Raw genomic sequence first — 18,418 nt, forward strand, 5'->3', positions numbered from 1 at the left:
ATGGCCGTTGTTGAATTCCGTGATGTGGACATTATTTTTGGAGATAAATTGCCTCCGGCGCTTGCCCTGCTAGACACGGGGGCTGATCGTGAAAAGATCCTTGCTGAAACCGATGCGGTGCTGGGAGTTGCTGGTGCCAGCATGACGGTGGAGGCAGGTGAAATTTGTGTATTGATGGGGTTGTCCGGTTCCGGCAAGTCAACACTTCTACGAGCGGTAAATGGCCTGAATAAAGTATCGCGGGGCGATGTGCTGGTTGAGCATGAAGGTCAGCAAATAAATCTGGCAAGCTGTGATGCAAAAACGCTTCGGCATTTACGTATGCATCGAATATCAATGGTATTCCAGCAATTTGCCCTTCTTCCCTGGCGTACTGTGGAAGAAAATGTCGGCTTCGGTCTGGAGCTTCGCGGGCTTGCAAAGCAACAACGTGCCGAGATAGTTGCTGAAAAGTTGGAATTGGTTCAATTGGACCAATGGAAAGATAAGTTTGTCCATGAGCTGTCTGGAGGCATGCAGCAACGTGTTGGCCTTGCACGGGCATTTGCCACCGATGCAGACATTCTGTTGATGGATGAGCCCTTTTCGGCTTTAGATCCACTTATCAGGGATCGTCTGCAAGACGAATTGCTTGCACTACAGGAAAAAATGCAAAAGACCATTATTTTTGTCAGTCATGATTTGGATGAAGCGTTAAAAATCGGCAACAGAATTGCGATTATGGATCAGGCCCGTATTGTTCAATACGGGGAGCCCGAGGAAATTGTGCGTAACCCTGCGAATAAGTATGTCGCTGACTTTGTGGGTCACATGAATCCGCTGAATGTACTTCGTGGCCGAACCCTGATGACGGCTGTTGCCGATATACCGACCCAAAGCGACGAGCTGCTTCTCGATCGTGCCGGATATTGCCGATTGAAACTGGATCATCAGGGGTGTCCTGCCTTTGCGACTTCGAACGGCATTGCGTCACAAATTGTTTCTTACAACGAGAAGACTGGCGTCGGTTCTCTTGTTGACACGAATTTCGCCACTGCGTCACCTGATATAATGCTGCGCGAGGTTATCGAAATACGACATAAAACCGGCTCACCTGTATTGTTTGTTGAGAATGGCCAGCTTGTTGGTATGATCGGCGATGACGAAATATTCGAAGGGTTCCTTCGCTAAACGTTTTTCCGGGCGCACTAGATAAACAGAAAGAAAAAGAATGAAACTCTATGATTTTCCGGGACCACCCAGCCCACGACGTGTAAGGATTTTTATCGCTGAAAAAGGATTGGATATCGAAAAAGTGTCTGTCAATCTTCGCGAAGGCGAGCATTTGTCGGATGACTTCAAAAAGATAAATCCTCACTGCACCATACCTGTTCTGGAAATGGACAATGGCGTCAGAATATCTTCCATTGATGCCATCAATCGTTATCTTGAGGATATGTATCCAGAGCCGCCTTTGTTCGGTAGAAATCCGGAAGAACGGGCGGTCATTAATGACTGGAACCATTATACCAATGTGAACGGATTTATGGCTGTTGCCGAAGCATTGCGTAATTCCGCGGAACGCCTGAAAGGCCGGGCAATTACAGGGCCGCGAGATTTTGATCAAATACCAGCTTTGGCAGAACGCGGCCGTGCGCGTGTAATGAATTTCTTTGAAGATTTGAATTCGCATTTGGCAGGTCGAGAATTTATTGCCGGTGATAATTATTCCGTCGTCGACATTGGGGCCATGGTCGTTGTCGATTTTTCAGGTATGGCAAAACTGACGGTTCCTGAAGAATATACGGACCTGAAAAGATGGCATGCAGCAGTTGCTGCGCGCCCAAGCGCTCAGGCCTGAAGTTATTTCCTGCGGCGACGGCTTGTCCGTCGTCCGCTTTCGCTTTTTGCTCCATGCCCTGCTTCAGCTGGAAGCTCCACTGTCCAAACAGGGCCGAACCTCGCTTCAATTTTGGGAATATCCAATGACGGATTAGGCGTATAACCGTCCAGTGCGTCGGACATTGCCTTTAAATGCGCGTGACTGGTACCACAACAGCCGCCAATAATCCGAGCCCCAGCATCCGCTGCCAAACGGGCATAATCCGCCATAACATCCAATGTACCACTATAAGTCAGGGCGCCATCCTTAAATTCCGGGATGCCGCAATTTGCCTTTGAGACAATGATGTCGCCCTCCCTCGCTGTTGATTTAAGTCCAATAAGAGTTTCAAGCATTTCACCGGCTCCCACACCGCAATTTGCTCCCCATCCCATTGGCTTAGAAGGTAATTCCTGGCAGAATTTCGTGTAATCGTCTGGCTTAATTCCCATCATTGTTCTTCGATTGGTGTCAAAGGACATGGTGCAAACCACCGGAAGTCCGGTTGAGGCCGCAGCAGCAACAGCGGCTTCCATTTCCTCTGTCGCTGATAATGTCTCGATCCACAATACGTCAACGCCGCCTTCAACAAGAGCTTCTGCTTGTTCTGTAAAGGCAGCTATGGCGTCGTCAGGCGTCAACTCGCCCATGGGAACCATCAATTCGCCGGTTGGACCCATTGAACCGGCAACAATAACCGGCCGTTCAATCCTGTCGGCCTCCGCACGGGCTATTTTTGCAGCTGCAAGATTGAGTTCATGTACGCGCGACTGTGCATTATGTAACTTAAGCCGTTGGGCAGTGCCGCCAAAGCTATTGGTCAGAATAATATCTGACCCGGCTTCCACAAAGCCGCGATGCAATGCATGAATTTTTTCCGGTGCATCGATATTCCACAACTCTGGCGCATCTCCGGATTGCAGTCCTGCCGCAAACAAATTTGTTCCGACAGCCCCGTCGGCCAACAGAAAGGGTTTGTTGTCCAGCAATTCTTGAAGTTTATTTGCCATTCCATCAGCCTATGCGTTGAATATTTTCTAGACCCGTTCATGACATAGTGTTGAGGTTAGCGCAAATTGAAATCCTTGAATATTAAGGGCGGCTGCCAGATGGCATCGTTACGTGGGTGATTTCATTGCCCGGTGACATGAGATGGCCTATTCATCACTTTGATCAGAGTCATCCTTTGACGATTTTTTCTTTGTAGCAGGTTTCTTTTTTTCCGATGCTTCTTCGACTGGTTCGGCGACGATAATTACATCGTCTGCTTTTTGAGCCGGCGCCGCAGGCTGTTCTGGCCAGGGCCCAACAGGAAATGGTTTTTCCTCACTTTGATATGAAAGAAACTCAACTACCTGTTTGTTATATTCTGCCAATGACCCGCCGAAGGACTGCAGCTGGGGAAAGGGGGAGCCTGTAAAAAGAGCTTTAAGAAATTGTATGATTGTTATCGCAAACAGAACAATGCTTGCTATTCTGTAAGTGATAGCAAACAGAATTATAAACACTAACCTTGTCCAGGTAGATTTTGATTTTACGTTTGTTTTAACATCATCTGTCATCGGGAGCGCCCCACATTAATTTCTGTTAAGATAATCGGTTCGCAACTTGGTTTTTTTAGCTTCAAATCCAGCGTCGAACCTTTTCCTTATATTGTAGATATTCTTCGCCGAACTTATCTTCAAGGTATGCTTCTTCTTTTGCTATAACAAAAATACGGATCAGCAAGAGACAAAAGAATAGTAAAACGATTGCCACCAAGCTGGATGCAGCTATCGCTATTCCCAGGTAAGTTACTGCCATTGCTACATAAATTGGATTGCGTGAATATTTGTGAAGCCCATCAGTTATTAAGGCTGTAGTCGGCTTCCAAGGCTCAACATTAGTGCCAGAAGTTTCATGCTTACGAACGGATTTTAATAGAAATATAGCCCCGACAACCGTAATAATGGTGCCAACTGCCAGCATATAGGGTGAGCCGATTTTTCCTTGAACCCAGGCTGAGCTTTGCCAAATTCCAAGGGCGAGAAAAGACAAAAAATACAAAGGCGGCGGAATACGAACACCTGCATTATCGGGTTTTTCCATAAAATTTCTCCGGGCTCAGGAAAGTGTTTTTGTCCAATTACGTGCAGTCATTTTCGCATCAGACGGAGACATTCTGAGCGAGATACTCAATCGCTGCCTGAACGCCGCCTTTCCCATGAGGGATGTTCAATGCTTGCAAACTCATTTCGATTGCACCCAACGTTCCCAATAACATTGGTGCATTTATATGGCCCATATGCGCGATCCGAAGCGCCTTACCACTTAAAGCCGCAATTCCAATGCCAACAACGACGCCGCATTTTTCATCACAATAATTCAGAATTTCGTTGAGAGCTTTTTCGTCATTTACAAGAACTGTTGTCACTGAATTTGAACGCTGGGAAGGGTCAGGAATATTAAACGATAACACACCTCCTTCGCACCATTTCGAAACAGCGGCGCGGGTTGCGCTTGCAAGCAAATGGTGCCGCAAGATGACGTTTTCCAACTTTTCGTCATTTATCATTTCAAAAGCTTTTTGTAAGCCAAACAGATGATGGACAGGGGGTGTGCCTGCATATTTGTGATAGTGTTCCTCGCCATCTCTCGCTGTCCAATCCCAGTAAGCGGTGCGCAGGTTGGCGTGCGTGTGTTTTTCTTTTGCCTTGCGGTTGGAAATCGTAAAGCTCAGGCCCGGTGACATCATCAGGCCTTTTTGGCAAGCGGCCACGGTTACATCAACACCCCAGTCATCCATTTTATAAGGCATGGTACCGAGTGAGGCGATGGTATCGACCATGAACAATGCGTCATGCCCGGCATTATCAATAGCTTTTCGAATAGCCGGTATATCGTTGACAACGCTGGAAGCTGTATCTACCTGCACAACTAAAACAGCTTTGATGTCCTTGCTGACATCGGCCTTCAGGCGCGCTTCAACGGCAGCTGGATCAACGGCTTTTTGGTAGCTGCCTGGAAGAACCTCGACGTCCAAACCGATTGTGGCACCTGCTTGGCCCCAACCGGCAGCGAATGAGCCGCTTTCCAGCACAAGTACTTTGTCGTCCCGGGACAAGACATTGCTCAAAGCCGCTTCCCATGCGCCATGTCCGTTGGCGATATAGATGTTCGGAAAACCAGTTGTCTGGCACAAGTTGCGTAAATCCTGTAACAGTCCGTCTGTAATTTCCACGAGCTCGCCAGTCCGGATATCAATAGGGGGGCGATGCATTGCGGCAAGAACTTCATCAGGGACAGTTGTCGGTCCTGGAATGCTGATAAACTGGCGACCGTTTCGAACGCTCATTTCAAGGTTTTCCTTCTGAAATATTTGTTTGAAGGCGGCAGAGTTTATTCTTTTTTACCCGGAGGGCAATATCTAAATAATAATGTGCCCCAGACGTTTTTTAACTCTTCGTGTTCCTCTTATTTTGGGATGCCTGGACAGTACTGTAAAGCTGCTTACTGGAAGTTCCATTGCTCCCTAAGGGCAGGAAGCTCGCTTTATGTTCACCGGAGGGTCGTTGAATGATCCGCAATATGGCAAACAGAGCAAGGAAAACAGCGCATGCAGCAATAAAATAGAACAGTCCTGCCGGCCCCATAACCCCCATTATTTGAGAGGCAATGATCGGGCCGATGCTGGCGCCTGTGCCATAGGCTAATAAAAGGCCTGCGGAAACCTGTACGAGGCGTTCTTGGTCCGCCATATCATTCACCTGGGCAGACGATAAGGGGTAAACAGTGTAGCAAAAACCACCATATATCGCACCGATTGCAAACAAAATAATTACCGAACTTTGATCAGAGGCCCAGATAATGCCCGCGGCGGCTAGAGATGTAAGTAATGTCGATATGATGAGCGTGCCACGTCTGTCAAGGTGATCTGAAAGTCGGCCAATAGGAAACTGCAGCAACATTCCGCCCAGCAGAATACTCGCCATAAAGGTTGAAATCTGGGTAATGGTCAACCCTATGGAAGCCGCAAAAATTGGCCCCATACTGTTAAAAGAAGCATTTGTCATACCGGCAATAAGCGTGCCGAGCACTCCAACAGGCGAGATCTTGAAAAGGCTGGAAAATTTCATCCGTTCCGGAACGGAAGGTTTAGGCGCTGTTGCTCGTGTTAAAAGGATCGGAACTAAGGCAACGGAAAAAATGATCGATGCGATCGAAAACAGTTGAAAACTGTCTGGATTTGCCACGGTCAGGAGAAACTGCCCGACACCACCGCCAAGATAGTTGGTGATCATATATAGAGAAAGAACACGACCACGATTGGCATTGGTGGATCTTTCGTTTAGCCAGCTCTCGACAATCATAACCATGCCGGCCATGCAGAAACCAGCAATCGCCCGCAGAAAAAACCAGGCAATAGCATCGATTATCAATACATGAGCCAAGACTGAAACAGACATGACGGAGGCAAAGGCTGCAAATGCGCGAATATGCCCGGCACTGGCAACGACGCGAACGGCATAAATCGCTCCCAACAACATCCCGAGGAAAAAACCGGCCATAATGACACCGATAACTTCTGTCGAAAAACCCTCCAATTTACTCCGGAGGCCGAGCAATGTTGAAAACATGGCATTTGCCAGCATCAGCAATCCGTAACTGGAAAGGAGAGAGGCAACAGATTTGATTGTCGGCCACATCGGAATCATCCTTCACTTCCGCTGGGTGCCGTCTTGATCGTCCAGATCATGGCCGCGAGCGATAACGCACCCAAAACGGCGAAGCTACCAATCAAGGGGGAGACCGTTCCGTCATAAAGCTGTGCAATCACTGTTCCAAGCGCCATGGAAACAAAGGTTGTCAATGAGCCAATTACGGCGGCGGCGACGCCGGCAATATGACCCAGAGGCTCCATAGCCATTGCGTTGAAGTTCCCGAACAAAATGCCGATGCAAAAGAAGGTGACCATGAAGAAGCTGACGAGGGTCCATAAGGGCGGATGGCCATTTTGTATATATGTATAAAACCAGAATCCGAATGAAATGACTGTAAGGGCAATGAGTGCGTAATGTGTGAGTTTTCTCATGCCGAACCGCATCACCAGCCGGGCGTTGACAAAAGATGCCAGGCCCAGGGCAATGGCCAAGACGCCGAAATACACTGCGAATAAATCTCCGACACCGTATTGATCCTGAAAGATCTGTTGTGACATGGTCAGGTAGCCTAAAAAGGCACTAAAAATAAACCCGCCAACCATGGTGAAGCCAAATGCTGCACGCGTTAAAAAAACTTCTTTGACGGCACTAACGATCCGGCGAGCCGATAGTTTTGCCCGCTTTGCCGGAACAAGGGTTTCCTCCTGTCGAATGCCGAACCAGACCAAAACACCGAAACCCAGAATAAATAGGACCACGAAGATCATGCGCCAGTCACCAACGAATAGAATAGCTTGTCCGAGAGCGGGAGCGAGAATAGGGACCAGGATGAAGACGGTCATCACAAGTGAGACAAATCGGGCCATTTCTCGCCCTTCATACTGATCACGGATAAGAGCAAGACTTACTATTCTGGGCCCGGCAACACCGAGACCCTGTAAAAACCGGCCGATCAGCATCGTGTCGTAATTAGTGGCGAAGATGGAGAGAAGGGTGCCTGCCAAAAAAAGACCAAAACCAAAATAAATCGCTGGCTTTCTCCCCGTACTATCGGAAACAGGTCCGTAAGCAAGTTGACCGATGGCCATGCCGAGGAAAAGGACAGCCACAACATATTGACGTTCATTCGCATCACCTGCATTAAGATCCCGCCCGATGTCATACAGAGCAGGCAGCATCACATCAATAGAAAGTGCCACCATGGAGATCATGAGTGCAAGTAAGGAAACCTGCTCGATAAATCCGAGTTTTGTCGGTTGCGTTGGCATGCTATTGCTCACAGTACGGAAAAAATAAAAAGCGAAGCGAAGCCGCCAAATGTAACAGGCTTCGCTCGCTGTCGGACGAATTACAAGTAAACGTTGATATCCGTAATAGAGTGCAGATTGTTTTTAAGCAATCAATTCGTCTGATTTCTTTGTTTAAAAAGAGACTGTGTTACCTAACGCAAACTGAATTCGGGAAAATGTGTAATTATCCCAGTTTTTAGTTCCATATTGCCCCGCGAGGTTACCTTCTTCGTTAGTGTCGAAGTCGCTCATGTCCATTTTTATACCTAATGCCTTCATGTAATCGTCATCAACAATGATGAATTGGGTTTTAAACGGCACAATATATTTACCAGGATGCAATAAATGCTGTTTCTTCGCTTCATCGTAATCTCTGCACCAGATGTTGAGAAATACCTGGCATCTGCGGGTATACCATAACGTGCCCATGTCTTCGCCAATTTGGGACGAGCCGGAAAGAACATGACTGGCATGTTGCCAATTTTTAAAGCCCGCCCATTGGGACACAAGCTTGAGCCCGTCTTTATGTTTGTACGGGCCGGCCGCAACGCCATTCCGAGAAAACAGTTCGATTGTACCGGGATTGTTCTGGTTAGCTGATTTAAGCATAATTTTGCTGCGAATTTTGAGCTCAGCAAGTGATTTATGCGGTTGATATTGGCAGGCGAAATTATCCATTTTTTTATTCCTTCAATTTATCCGGCATCCCGCGAGGCCAAACTTGAAAGTAAAAAATAGAGAGACGCAATTTATCTCGACAAGGTGATGTCATCTTTAGCGGGCAGGCTCCCTTGCGAACCTCGCCGGACTATACAAATCATGATTGTTAAGTCAAGTCGGTTGATTTCGTTTCGTTTGACACCGGGACTGGAGTAAGGTTTAGGCAACTGGCGAGCATGTTTGCCCGCCAAAATAAAAATAATAAGGTTATCGCATGTCTCAACCTTCCGTAAAAAAACCGCTTAGCGGTCTCGACGCCAAGCTTGCCAAGAGTCCTTTTTTCTATGGTTGGGTGGTGGTCGCAATTGTCTTTGTGACCATGGGCATCGGCGTTAATGTGCGAACGGCATTCTCTTTATTGTTTCCTGCAATTCTGGATGAATTTGGCTGGGATAGAGCGACCACGGCGGCCGCCTTTTCCATTGGATTTGCCGTCGCCGCGTTCTTATCCCCATTGATTGGCAAGCTTTTGGAGTATATGGCTCCCAAATACCTTCTGTCCTTTTCAGCCATCTCTGTAAGTGCAGGGTTGGTTTTGTCCACCTATGCGACGGAGCCTTGGCATTTTTATCTCACCTTGGGCGTTCTTATGGTCGGCACCGGCATCGTTGTGACATATGTCGGGCAGTCCATGTTTTTACCCAACTGGTTTCAACGCAAGAGAGGATTGGCGATTGGTCTTGCGTTCTCGGGGGTTGGGATTGGATCCATTGTATTGATGCCCCTCATACAAGAGACAATAGATCTGGAAGGTTGGCGGCAAGCTTGCTGGCTGATGGCGATCTTGCTTCTCACTATTGTTTTGCCATTAAATTACTTTTTGCAAAGAAAAGAACCGGCGGATTTAGGATTGTATCCGGATGGAGATTCTTCACCCGAGGATGCAATTGCTCAAGGGCAGAAAATTGCCGCAGATCCGGTGGTTGATAAGGAATGGGTGAAAACTGATTGGACTCTCGTCAAAGCGATGAAAACAGTGACCTTTTGGTGGATATCGTTAGCTTGCTCTTCTGCGCTGTATGTTTGGTATGCGGTACAGGTTCATCAAACGAAGTATCTTATTGAAATAGGGTATTCGGATATTGAAGCGGCCTTTGCCCTGGGTTTGGTGGGCTTTGCTGGAGTATTGAGTCAAATTTATCTTGGTCATCTTTCGGACCGGCTTGGCCGGGAATGGGTCTGGTCCATCTCATTGCTCGGCTTCATGATTTGTTGTTTCTTATTGTTGGCAATGGAAGCAACGCCAAGCCTGACCATGATGTATGCGATGGTTATTCTGCAAGGCATCGGTTATGGTGCCGCCACAGTTTATGGTTCCATGCCGGCCGATGTATTCCAAGGCAAGGGCTATGGCGTGATATTTGGCACCATAAGCACGATGGCCTTGATTGGTGGTGCCGTCGGACCTTGGTTAACAGGTTTACTTTATGACAATGGCGGAAATTATCATTTAGCCTTTCATGTTATTATCGGTATGTCGGCACTCTCAATATTTTCTGTTTGGATGGCGGCCCCTCGAAAACGGCGTCTTGTTGCAGGCCAGGCCGAGAAGAGAGCGGCGAAATTACAATCGGTCTAACGTGAAATCCGTGTTAAATAGACATTGATTTGATCGGCGTTTGTATGTGCATGCGCCACTAGATACCGGGCACCCTCAGGCTTGAAGTCGATTTCAAATCGATCTGCATTTTGCCCTTTATTCGCAATTTTTTGCCAGTTTTCCCGTCCGATCAGATCATATGCGGTTTCAATGTTGTACGAGCTGAAAAACCTACTCGTTACAGCCCCGACTTCGACAAATTTTCCATCTCTCGTTGCGCGAAATACCGGACTTGGGTTCCGATCAGGAAAATCTGCAATAGATTCCAGCCGTCGATTTTTATAGCGGGTCCCCACAGAAGAATACAGAGCCACACCAAATGGAAAACAGAATGTTATCAGGATTGTAGATATTGTGAGAAACGGTCTGATTTCCAGTTCGTGAAGAAGTAATAGAAATGGGTTTTTCCCGGATCTCATCCAAGGAACCAGCAAATGGCCGTAGCAGTTAATTGCTGTGCCAACAATGAGCGCGAGCCAGTAAAGAGAGGGATCTTTCAGCCTGTCTTTGATAAATCGGCCGATCAATTGATAATTCATTATCAAGTCCAGCATTTACACTTCGTTAGCGCGCCCGCTATTTGAAAGTAGCCTAACCGCTTTCATATTGTTTCAGCAAGAGGACAGTCCTATGCTGTGCTGATTAGTTTGGATTAAGGGTGGAAAACATGGGGAAGATAACAAAATATGCGGTGGTAACCGGCGCTGGAACGGGAATTGGTCGCGCAGTTTCGCTGGCACTGTTAGAAAACGAATATGCTGTTGCATTGACAGGGCGTCGTGAACAGCCTTTGGAAGAGACTAAATCAATGGCGGGCGGCAACAGCGCGAATGCCATGGTTATTCCCTGCGATGTCGCAGACCCGAATTCTGTGCAAGCATTATTTGCCAGGATAAAGAGTGAATTCGGTCGGCTGGATTTGCTCTTCAATAACGCAGGTATGGGGACACGCCCGGTTCCCCCCGACGAGCTGGAGATAGAAGCTTGGCAAAATGCCGTGAATACGAACCTGAACGGGTCTTATTATTGCGCTCGAGAAGCCTTTGGGATTATGCGACATCAAAAGCCTATGGGGGGCCGTATTATCAATAATGGCTCTATTTCCGCGCATGTGCCGCGGCCCTTTACCGCCCCATATACGTCGACTAAACATGCAATTACGGGATTGACCAGGAGTTTGTCTTTGGACGGACGCCCCTATGATATTGCCTGCGGTCAAATTGACATCGGCAATGCGGAAACTGAAATGACCCAGACAATCAAGAAGGGCGTACCGCAAGCAAATCTTACTCTGGCGCCAGAGCCTGTGATGGACGTGGAAAATGTGGCGTCAGCTATTCTTTACATGGATAGTTTGAGCTTGGAGGCAAATGTCCAGTTCATGACGATAATGGCGACAAAAATGCCGTATATAGGGAGAGGGTAGGAAGCCATAAACATATGGTTTTCCGGACTTTAAAATCACGGGTATGCGCCTATATAGTGAGAGGTAACCGACTGATCATTCCAAAATATTAGAAGGACAAGTTCCGAATGACAAGTGCCCGTACTGTTTCACGCCTCGTTAAATCACAGATCGCCTCGGATGGCGCAGGGGTAAAGCTTAGGCGCTCCATCGGCTCAGGTGAAATATCGGAGCTTGATCCGTTTTTACTGCTGGATAATTTCGGTACGGAAAATCCTGACGATTATATTGCAGGATTTCCGGAGCACCCGCACCGTGGGTTCGAGACAGTTACCTATATGATCGCGGGGCAAATGCGACATAAGGATTCAACAGGTGCCGAAGGCGTACTTGGGCCGGGGAGTATCCAATGGATGACAGCAGGGCGGGGCATTTTGCATTCGGAAATGCCGGAACAACGAGAAGGAGAGATGAGTGGGTTTCAGCTTTGGGTCAATTTGCCCGCCAAAGACAAACTCTGTGCACCGCGTTATCAGAATATTGAGCCAGAAGATGTGCCCTTTGCACAGATAGAGAAGGGTCAAATCCGAGTTTTGGCGGGGGAAGTAGAAGGAATAGACGGACCGGTTTGCGGCCCTGTCTCGGATGTTGCCATTGATCCTGTTTATATCGACATCAACCTGCAATCCGGCGGATCCTACAGACATTCTGTTGAACCCGGACATACCGCTTTTGTCTATGTATTTGATGGATCGGTCGAGGTGGCTGGAAAAACTGTTGAGAAACATCATCTCGCCATATTATCGGATGGCGACAGCGTTCAGCTATCGTCGAGGGGGGGAGGACGGATGATTTTGGTTGCCGGGCGGCCTATAGGCGAGCCTGTTGCCCGCTATGGCCCGTTTGTCATGAATACATTCGAAGAAATACAACAAGCTGTTGAAGATTTTCGATCCGGAAATTTTTAACCAATGTTTGGAAATTGACCGCTCGCCGCATTATCTTGATTTAACCCCTAAAAGCCAGTAATTTTCAAATAGAAATTGTCACTGCAAGAATGACGAAATAAGGAATAACCATGACTATTGATATCTCTTCGCCTCTCACCCTGCCTTGCGGGGTTTCTGTGAAAAATCGAATTGCCAAGGCGCCAATGACGGAAGGATTGGCGGATGAGATGAACCGGGCCACGGCTCGGCATGAAACTTTGTACCGAAAATGGGCTGAAGGCGGTGCGGGTATATTGGTGACGGGAAATGTCCAGGTCGATCGACGGTTTCTGGAGCGCCCGGGCAACGTTGTCATTGATCAAAATGGGGGACTGGAGGAATTGCAGGCCTTCGCTGCAGCCGGTACAGTTAATAATACCTTGCTGTTAATGCAAATCGGGCATGCTGGACGGCAAACACCACGCCGGGTTAATCCGCAACCTGTGGCGCCATCGGAAATTCCGCTTGCTTTGCCCGATAGCGCATTTGGTCGTCCCCGGGCGCTTTCCTCAGAGGAAGTAGAAGATGTCGTTGAGCGTTTTGCTCATGTGGCCACAATTGCAAAAGAAACCGGGTTTTCAGGCGTTCAAATCCACGCTGCACATGGATACTTGATCTCAGAGTTTCTTTCACCTCTCGCCAATCAACGGCAGGACAAATGGGGCGGATCCCTTGAAAACCGGGCTAGATTGCTGCGTGAGGTTGTTCGCACCACCCGCCGCGCGGTTGGCCCGGAATTTCCAATTTCGGTCAAGCTGAACTCATCGGATTTCCAAAATGGCGGTTTCAGTCATGAAGACTGTCTTCAGGTTGTTAAATGGCTTGAACAGGATTCGATTGATTTGCTGGAAATCTCGGGTGGAAACTACGAAAATCCGGCAATGATGATTGGCGGGCGCGGTGCCGATGAAATCAAGGGAACGACCATAGCGCGTGAAGCTTACTTTTTGGATTATGCTGCAAATATCAGAAAGGCTACAGCAGTTCCGCTTATGGTAACCGGCGGGTTTCGTACCCGTTCCGCCATGGATGCGGCTTTGCTAGAAGGGAATGTGGATTTTATCGGGATTGGCCGTCCCATGTGCGTTGATACGGATGCCCCCAATCAGTTGCTGGTCAGCAAAGATGCTGAAGCGATTGCCTATGAACAATCCATAAAACCCTCAAAAGGAGCGTTGGGCTGGTTTTGCCTCAACATTATCCGTCATGCGGACGGGCTGGATGCCGATACGGATATGACCGGTGGAGATGCGATAAATGCTTATCTCGTTAATGAAGAAAATACCGCGGCTGCGCTGGTTGACCGCCGGCTTGATTAGGGATCATCATCGGCAGCGGATCAACTCCATACATTCCATCACGACAGTGGCTGCGAGCTGGGCGGTTACCCCGTTTCGATCATAAAGCGGGCTCACTGTATTTATATCACAGGCGACAATATTTAGTCCGGCAAGCTCTTTTAAAAGCTGCAGGCCCTCAAAGGTTGTCGGGCCGCCTGGCGTCGGGGTGGCGACACCTGGGGCGACGGAGGGGTCAAAAAAATCCATATCAAAACACAGGTAAATTGGCTTCCCTTCTGTGGTTGACCTAATCAACTGGCTGACTTCGGGCACGGATAATTCTGATATGTCTGACCAGGGCAAAACACGATACCCGAGATTTTCTGTGTATTTAATGCTTGCTGTGGCATTTACAGGAGCGCGGACCCCTATATGGACAGAGGCACTAACATTGATCAGGCCTTCGTTGGCTGCATGGGTGAAGGGCGTTGCATTGTCGAAATGGTCGTTGGTTTTCAAAGGATATGTATCCGTATGCGCGTCGAAATGAATAACAGCTAAATCGGGGTAAAATTTTGACGTTGCCCGTATTTGGGGAAGGGCAACAGCCCCATCTCCTCCAAGCGTAACTGGTGTGCAATTTCCCTCAAAAATGGCTGACAAAGCTGCTTCGGTAGCGCTGTAGAAGCTATTTATATCGGCAATCCCGCCACCGCTAAAATTAACGTCTCCTGCGTCTATGGCGCTGAGCGCAGTAAGGGGATCATTGTGGGCATCTTCGATCAACTCAAGCGTAAGAACAGATTCCTGGCGAATAGCGTTCGGACCGAGGCGGGCGCCAACACGTGTCGGATGCGTACCGCAATCAAAAGGCAGCCCAAGAACAGCAATATCAGCAGAGGAAAAATCTTGACTATAGGGAAGTCTCGCGAAAGTTAGGGGCGGGACAAATAGACCTTCGCGTTCCGTCCGCATTAAACACTCCGTTACGTTCTGACGGTACAATCATTTGAACCGAATTTCGTAACTATGGAGGGATTTTACCCATTGGGCAAGTTTCAGATAGAGGGTCGTTATGTGGCGGCACCAGGCCGCTTTACGAGATAGACGCCAGATATGCGCCAATTACCGTTCGATTGTTGCTCGAAGGTATAAAGAGCAGCCCATAAAGTACCTTTTGGACCCACGATGGTTACAATCTGAGTGGGCTGGCCATTTTTTAGTTCCGCAGGCCCGAATTCAAAAGATTTTGGTCGATAGACAGGTGCATATCCTTGTTTGACCATAGAGATAAAATTTTCCGGGGATCGGAATATTTCTTGTAACTTCGGTGTTGCAAAGGCGAAAGCCGCATCAGCATTGTCAACTTGGAACGCCTTTATTTGGGATGTGATTATTTCCTGAAAAGCAGCTGCATCTTCATTTGCGATTTCATCTGCAGAGGCCGCCACGGCAACAATTACGCAAACAAGGCTGAAAAAAGTTGCGATGAATAGAGTTCCAATTTTTCTCATTAACCAGCCCTTTGTTGAAATCTTCCTGCGAATAGTCATTGCTCGTAACTCTAATATACGCCGTAAGAACTGAATTGGTTCACTTGATGAAAAAGACAACTGCGTTTTTTTTGATTTCACTCAATACAAAGACCCGGCAGACTCGCGTAAGCTAGCATTTTAATTCAAGAAAAAGGGAGTTTGACATGAAGATGCATCCCTCGTTAATCACCAGAATTGGAATTGGAAAGTTAATTGGGTTGATATTCGGTTTGACGGGATTCTTTTTGCTGCCGTATATTTCGCCGGAAAGTGACCCATTGCTACGCTGGGGTGTTTTGTTTTGGTATATTACGGTAGGTGCAGTCATCGGCGTTTTTGGTGTTTTTACATGGCATCCCATTCTACATTTGCCGTTGCCGTGGTGGTTTAGAGCCCCCCTTATTGGCGGATGGATGAATTTTGTTCTGACCTTCTTTGCCTATGATGCCTTTCAAAGCATTATTGTCTCAATTTTTGGCACTGGTTTCTACGCGACATCTCCTTTTTGGTTTGTTTTGGAAGGAGCGGTGATTGGTCTGATAATTGGATTTTTTGCAACTCTCTTTGGCGGTGAAGGCAAGGAAACGATTCCAGATAACCCGTCGCAGGGTCGATTGTAAAAAATCGAAAGATGCTTTGGTTTTCAGTCAGGTCTGCCTGTTAATTTCCTGTTCAACGGCCTCAAGCCTGTCTTTTCCGAAGAACATTTCCTCGCCGACGAAGAAACTTGGTGACCCGAAATTCCCTCTTTCAACAGAGAGATTGGTGTTGTCAATGAGTGCTTTCTTAATGATAGGGTCTTGAGTTCTCTCCAGAATATGGTTGCCATCAAGGCCGGCATCATCGAGCGTCCGTATTATGACAGCGGCATCATCCATTTTTAGCGATTGCTCCCACATGCCGGAAAAAACGGTATTCACATAGGCTGCAAAATAGCCTTCATTCTGGGCAACAAGGGCGCCGCGCATAATTTGAACCGTATTGACTGGAAAATGCGGATTACTCGCGTAATCAGTCAGATTATTGTCGCGCCTGAAGCGTTCTGTTTCCTTAGACATATACTCTCGTTTATGCATAACTCCAGCAAATTGCTCCATTGGTGACTTGTTATTCGTAAGTTTAAAAACACCTCCAAGCAGAATAGGGAAATACGAAAATTTACTGCCCGTTCGACTTTCTATTGCTGGAATTAATTTGTGACTGAGATAGGCATTGGGACTGCCAAAATCGAAGTGGAATTCAACAGGAACGGTCATTTTTTCTTCCTTATTTGCTGCTGCGTCGAATTATTTGCCAGCTTCAGTCTGGACCTTAGAACAAAAATAGACAACATTAGTGTTGAATAGCTGACAAAATAAATAAAGAGAAAAGGAATGGCACTATGAATGATATGTCGGATCCACGCGCCGGTTTCACCAATATGACAGAAGGTAAATCGGAAGATTATCAGATAATCGTCGATCATTTCAAATCTTACTCAAAGCAACTGCCGGATCGTATCCTGGATCACATGCAACTTCTCAAAGGCGATTTTGGCGGATTTCCTATTGATAGACTAGAGCACTCGCTGCAAACAGCAACACGTGCCCATAAAGATGGTCAGGATGAAGAATATGTTGTGACGGCGTTACTGCATGACATTGGAGATACATTGGGGACGTTTAATCATGCAGATATCGGGGCCGCTATCCTGAAACCGTTTGTGTCTCCTAAACTGCACTGGATTTTGGAAACACATGGTGTTTTTCAAGGATATTATTTTTTCCATCACATCGGCTTGGACCGGGATATGAGGGAAAAATATCGAGGTCACGAGTATTTTGAAGACTGCGCCCATTTCTGTGAAGCCTATGACCAAGCGGCGTTTGACAAGAGCTATGAATCTGCACCGTTGGAGTTCTTCGAGCCCATGGTGCGCCGTGTAATGGCGTCTCCAAAACAGTCAATCTACGTTACGGAGTAAAGGACGGCCGGCCTATCCTGGCGTTTGGCGAATTACATTTTGGTTGCCATGGCCGGCGGCGTGCGCTGCTGGCGCGCAACCTGCATTTCCCGATGTGAAATATATGTTGCAGCGCCAACGACGATTGCGCCGCCAATAAATACAAATGGATCAAGTGCTTCGCCGAACAAGAGCATCCCCAGAAGTGCAGCCCAAACCAGTTGTAGAAAACCAAGGGGTTGTGTCACGGTGATGGGGGCCGCCTGAAATGCTTTAGTCAGCGTATAATGTCCAGCAGTTGCAAGAGCTGCCGTCAGGGCTAGCCATAACACTTCTTCCACGGTTGGCGTTTGCCATTGCAAGATCGCGCCGGGCAATAAGGTAATCGTACAACCGATTGACAACATCCCGACAATCACAATGGAACTTTGTGTACCGGTTAGTTTCTTGGCAATGATGAATGAAGCTGCGAACAGAGGGGCGGCGCAAAGCTGTGCTAACTGGCCCAAACCGATTTCCTGAAAACCGGGGCGCAGAATAATGAGCGCCCCTACCAATGCGCAAAGAACACCACCAATTCGTCGTAAATGGAGTTTTTCGCCCAAAAATAAAGCAGCACCTATGGTGACGAATATTGGCGAAACATAGCCAATAGCTGTTACTTCAGCGATAGGTATACGTGCCATAGCAAAAAACCAGAGCATGACGCCGACGCCATGTACCAACGCTCGAATGACGTAAAGTTTGATTGTTTGTGCTTCTAGTTTTCCCCCCCATTGACGTATGACCCACGGCAGGATCATCAAGGTTCCCAATAAATAACGTATAAAAGCTGTTTCAGTTGCAGCCATACTGGTTCCCAGATAGCGGACAACACAGGTGACACCGACAAAAAGAAAACTCGTTAAGACCATCCAAGCAATACCTTGAAAAGTTTTACTGTCTTTGAGGGATTGGGCGACGGTCATAATCGTTTCATTTTTATTATTTTTTCTGAGGTCGTAAGCAAGAGAGCGTACCGAGTATTGCTCCTTATTACCATCACTTGTCGAGGCAGGCCAATGTTAACGCGTATGAAAGTTATTTATTTGCAAGGGTTTGGGGAGCTATCGACAAATTATGTTATGCGATCGCTATCTTGAGTGGTGATGATTTTT

The 18,418-nt window shown here is 47.5% G+C and carries 20 protein-coding genes; 8 read left to right on the forward strand and 12 right to left on the reverse strand.

Features of this window, described 5'->3' with window-relative positions; genetic code table 11:
* Nucleotides 1-1,170 (forward strand): choline ABC transporter ATP-binding protein, encoded by a 1,170-nt coding sequence (choV, locus tag NBZ79_RS02425; RefSeq protein WP_251935102.1) that lies wholly within the window; start codon nucleotides 1-3, stop codon nucleotides 1,168-1,170.
* Between the two features lie 40 nt (nucleotides 1,171-1,210).
* A complete protein-coding gene (locus NBZ79_RS02430) occupies nucleotides 1,211-1,840 on the forward strand; it encodes a glutathione S-transferase family protein (protein WP_251935104.1) in 630 nt (209 codons plus the stop codon).
* Between the two features lie 2 nt (nucleotides 1,841-1,842).
* Here NBZ79_RS02430 and bmt read toward each other — a convergent pair whose 3' ends face one another.
* From bmt to NBZ79_RS02465, 7 genes are all read right to left on the reverse strand, one after another.
* Nucleotides 1,843-2,871, reverse strand: coding sequence for a betaine--homocysteine S-methyltransferase (bmt, locus tag NBZ79_RS02435; RefSeq protein WP_251935107.1), 1,029 nt, complete (start codon nucleotides 2,869-2,871; stop codon nucleotides 1,843-1,845).
* Nucleotides 2,872-3,018: 147 nt separating this feature from the next.
* Nucleotides 3,019-3,423, reverse strand: coding sequence for a DUF4389 domain-containing protein (locus NBZ79_RS02440; RefSeq protein ID WP_251935110.1), 405 nt, complete (start codon nucleotides 3,421-3,423; stop codon nucleotides 3,019-3,021).
* A 61-nt stretch (nucleotides 3,424-3,484) separates the two neighbouring features.
* The gene (locus tag NBZ79_RS02445) at nucleotides 3,485-3,949 is read right to left on the reverse strand and encodes a methyltransferase family protein (protein ID WP_251935111.1); all 465 of its coding nucleotides are present in this window, start codon (nucleotides 3,947-3,949) and stop codon (nucleotides 3,485-3,487) included.
* 58 nt (nucleotides 3,950-4,007) lie between these two features.
* Entirely contained in the window at nucleotides 4,008-5,195 is a 1,188-nt protein-coding gene (locus NBZ79_RS02450) for a pyridoxal-phosphate-dependent aminotransferase family protein (protein ID WP_251935113.1), read from the reverse strand.
* Between the two features lie 100 nt (nucleotides 5,196-5,295).
* The gene (locus tag NBZ79_RS02455) at nucleotides 5,296-6,546 is read right to left on the reverse strand and encodes an MFS transporter (RefSeq protein ID WP_251935115.1); all 1,251 of its coding nucleotides are present in this window, start codon (nucleotides 6,544-6,546) and stop codon (nucleotides 5,296-5,298) included.
* A gap of 5 nt (nucleotides 6,547-6,551) precedes the next feature.
* Nucleotides 6,552-7,769, reverse strand: a complete 1,218-nt coding sequence (locus NBZ79_RS02460) for a multidrug effflux MFS transporter (protein ID WP_251935118.1) — start codon at nucleotides 7,767-7,769, stop codon at nucleotides 6,552-6,554.
* A 153-nt stretch (nucleotides 7,770-7,922) separates the two neighbouring features.
* The gene (locus NBZ79_RS02465) at nucleotides 7,923-8,468 is read right to left on the reverse strand and encodes a hypothetical protein (protein WP_251935120.1); all 546 of its coding nucleotides are present in this window, start codon (nucleotides 8,466-8,468) and stop codon (nucleotides 7,923-7,925) included.
* 256 nt (nucleotides 8,469-8,724) lie between these two features.
* Here NBZ79_RS02465 and NBZ79_RS02470 point away from each other — a divergent pair, with 256 nt between their 5' ends.
* Nucleotides 8,725-10,089, forward strand: a complete 1,365-nt coding sequence (locus NBZ79_RS02470; protein WP_251935122.1) for an MFS transporter — start codon at nucleotides 8,725-8,727, stop codon at nucleotides 10,087-10,089.
* Here NBZ79_RS02470 and NBZ79_RS02475 read toward each other — a convergent pair.
* Nucleotides 10,086-10,649: a hypothetical protein gene (locus NBZ79_RS02475; protein ID WP_251935124.1), complete on the reverse strand. Its 564-nt coding sequence runs from the start codon at nucleotides 10,647-10,649 to the stop codon at nucleotides 10,086-10,088. The two genes, NBZ79_RS02470 and NBZ79_RS02475, sit on opposite strands and share 4 nt — an antisense overlap.
* A gap of 128 nt (nucleotides 10,650-10,777) precedes the next feature.
* Here NBZ79_RS02475 and NBZ79_RS02480 point away from each other — a divergent pair, with 128 nt between their 5' ends.
* From NBZ79_RS02480 to NBZ79_RS02490, 3 genes are all read left to right on the forward strand, one after another.
* Nucleotides 10,778-11,536, forward strand: coding sequence for an SDR family oxidoreductase (locus NBZ79_RS02480; protein ID WP_251935126.1), 759 nt, complete (start codon nucleotides 10,778-10,780; stop codon nucleotides 11,534-11,536).
* 107 nt (nucleotides 11,537-11,643) lie between these two features.
* Nucleotides 11,644-12,483: a pirin family protein gene (locus NBZ79_RS02485; protein WP_251935128.1), complete on the forward strand. Its 840-nt coding sequence runs from the start codon at nucleotides 11,644-11,646 to the stop codon at nucleotides 12,481-12,483.
* A 110-nt stretch (nucleotides 12,484-12,593) separates the two neighbouring features.
* On the forward strand, nucleotides 12,594-13,823 hold the full coding sequence (locus tag NBZ79_RS02490; RefSeq protein ID WP_251935130.1) for an NADH:flavin oxidoreductase/NADH oxidase family protein: 1,230 nt from the start codon (nucleotides 12,594-12,596) through the stop codon (nucleotides 13,821-13,823).
* A gap of 6 nt (nucleotides 13,824-13,829) precedes the next feature.
* Here the strand turns inward: NBZ79_RS02490 and NBZ79_RS02495 are convergent, their stop codons facing one another.
* Both NBZ79_RS02495 and NBZ79_RS02500 read right to left on the reverse strand, forming a co-directional pair.
* Nucleotides 13,830-14,759, reverse strand: a complete 930-nt coding sequence (locus NBZ79_RS02495; RefSeq protein ID WP_251935133.1) for an arginase family protein — start codon at nucleotides 14,757-14,759, stop codon at nucleotides 13,830-13,832.
* Between the two features lie 98 nt (nucleotides 14,760-14,857).
* Entirely contained in the window at nucleotides 14,858-15,298 is a 441-nt protein-coding gene (locus NBZ79_RS02500) for a DUF4864 domain-containing protein (protein ID WP_251935136.1), read from the reverse strand.
* 185 nt (nucleotides 15,299-15,483) lie between these two features.
* Between NBZ79_RS02500 and NBZ79_RS02505 the strand changes: the two genes are divergently transcribed.
* Nucleotides 15,484-15,939, forward strand: coding sequence for a hypothetical protein (locus NBZ79_RS02505; protein ID WP_251935138.1), 456 nt, complete (start codon nucleotides 15,484-15,486; stop codon nucleotides 15,937-15,939).
* A gap of 27 nt (nucleotides 15,940-15,966) precedes the next feature.
* Here the strand turns inward: NBZ79_RS02505 and NBZ79_RS02510 are convergent, their stop codons facing one another.
* A complete protein-coding gene (locus tag NBZ79_RS02510; RefSeq protein ID WP_251935140.1) occupies nucleotides 15,967-16,575 on the reverse strand; it encodes a 2-hydroxychromene-2-carboxylate isomerase in 609 nt (202 codons plus the stop codon).
* Nucleotides 16,576-16,700: 125 nt separating this feature from the next.
* Between NBZ79_RS02510 and NBZ79_RS02515 the strand changes: the two genes are divergently transcribed.
* Nucleotides 16,701-17,282: an HD domain-containing protein gene (locus NBZ79_RS02515; protein WP_251935143.1), complete on the forward strand. Its 582-nt coding sequence runs from the start codon at nucleotides 16,701-16,703 to the stop codon at nucleotides 17,280-17,282.
* Between the two features lie 32 nt (nucleotides 17,283-17,314).
* Here the strand turns inward: NBZ79_RS02515 and NBZ79_RS02520 are convergent, their stop codons facing one another.
* Nucleotides 17,315-18,229 (reverse strand): DMT family transporter, encoded by a 915-nt coding sequence (locus NBZ79_RS02520; RefSeq protein ID WP_251935146.1) that lies wholly within the window; start codon nucleotides 18,227-18,229, stop codon nucleotides 17,315-17,317.
* Nucleotides 18,230-18,418 lie beyond the last annotated feature (189 nt).

This window comes from Sneathiella marina (assembly GCF_023746535.1).
Taxonomy (GTDB): Bacteria; Pseudomonadota; Alphaproteobacteria; order Sneathiellales; family Sneathiellaceae; genus Sneathiella; species Sneathiella marina.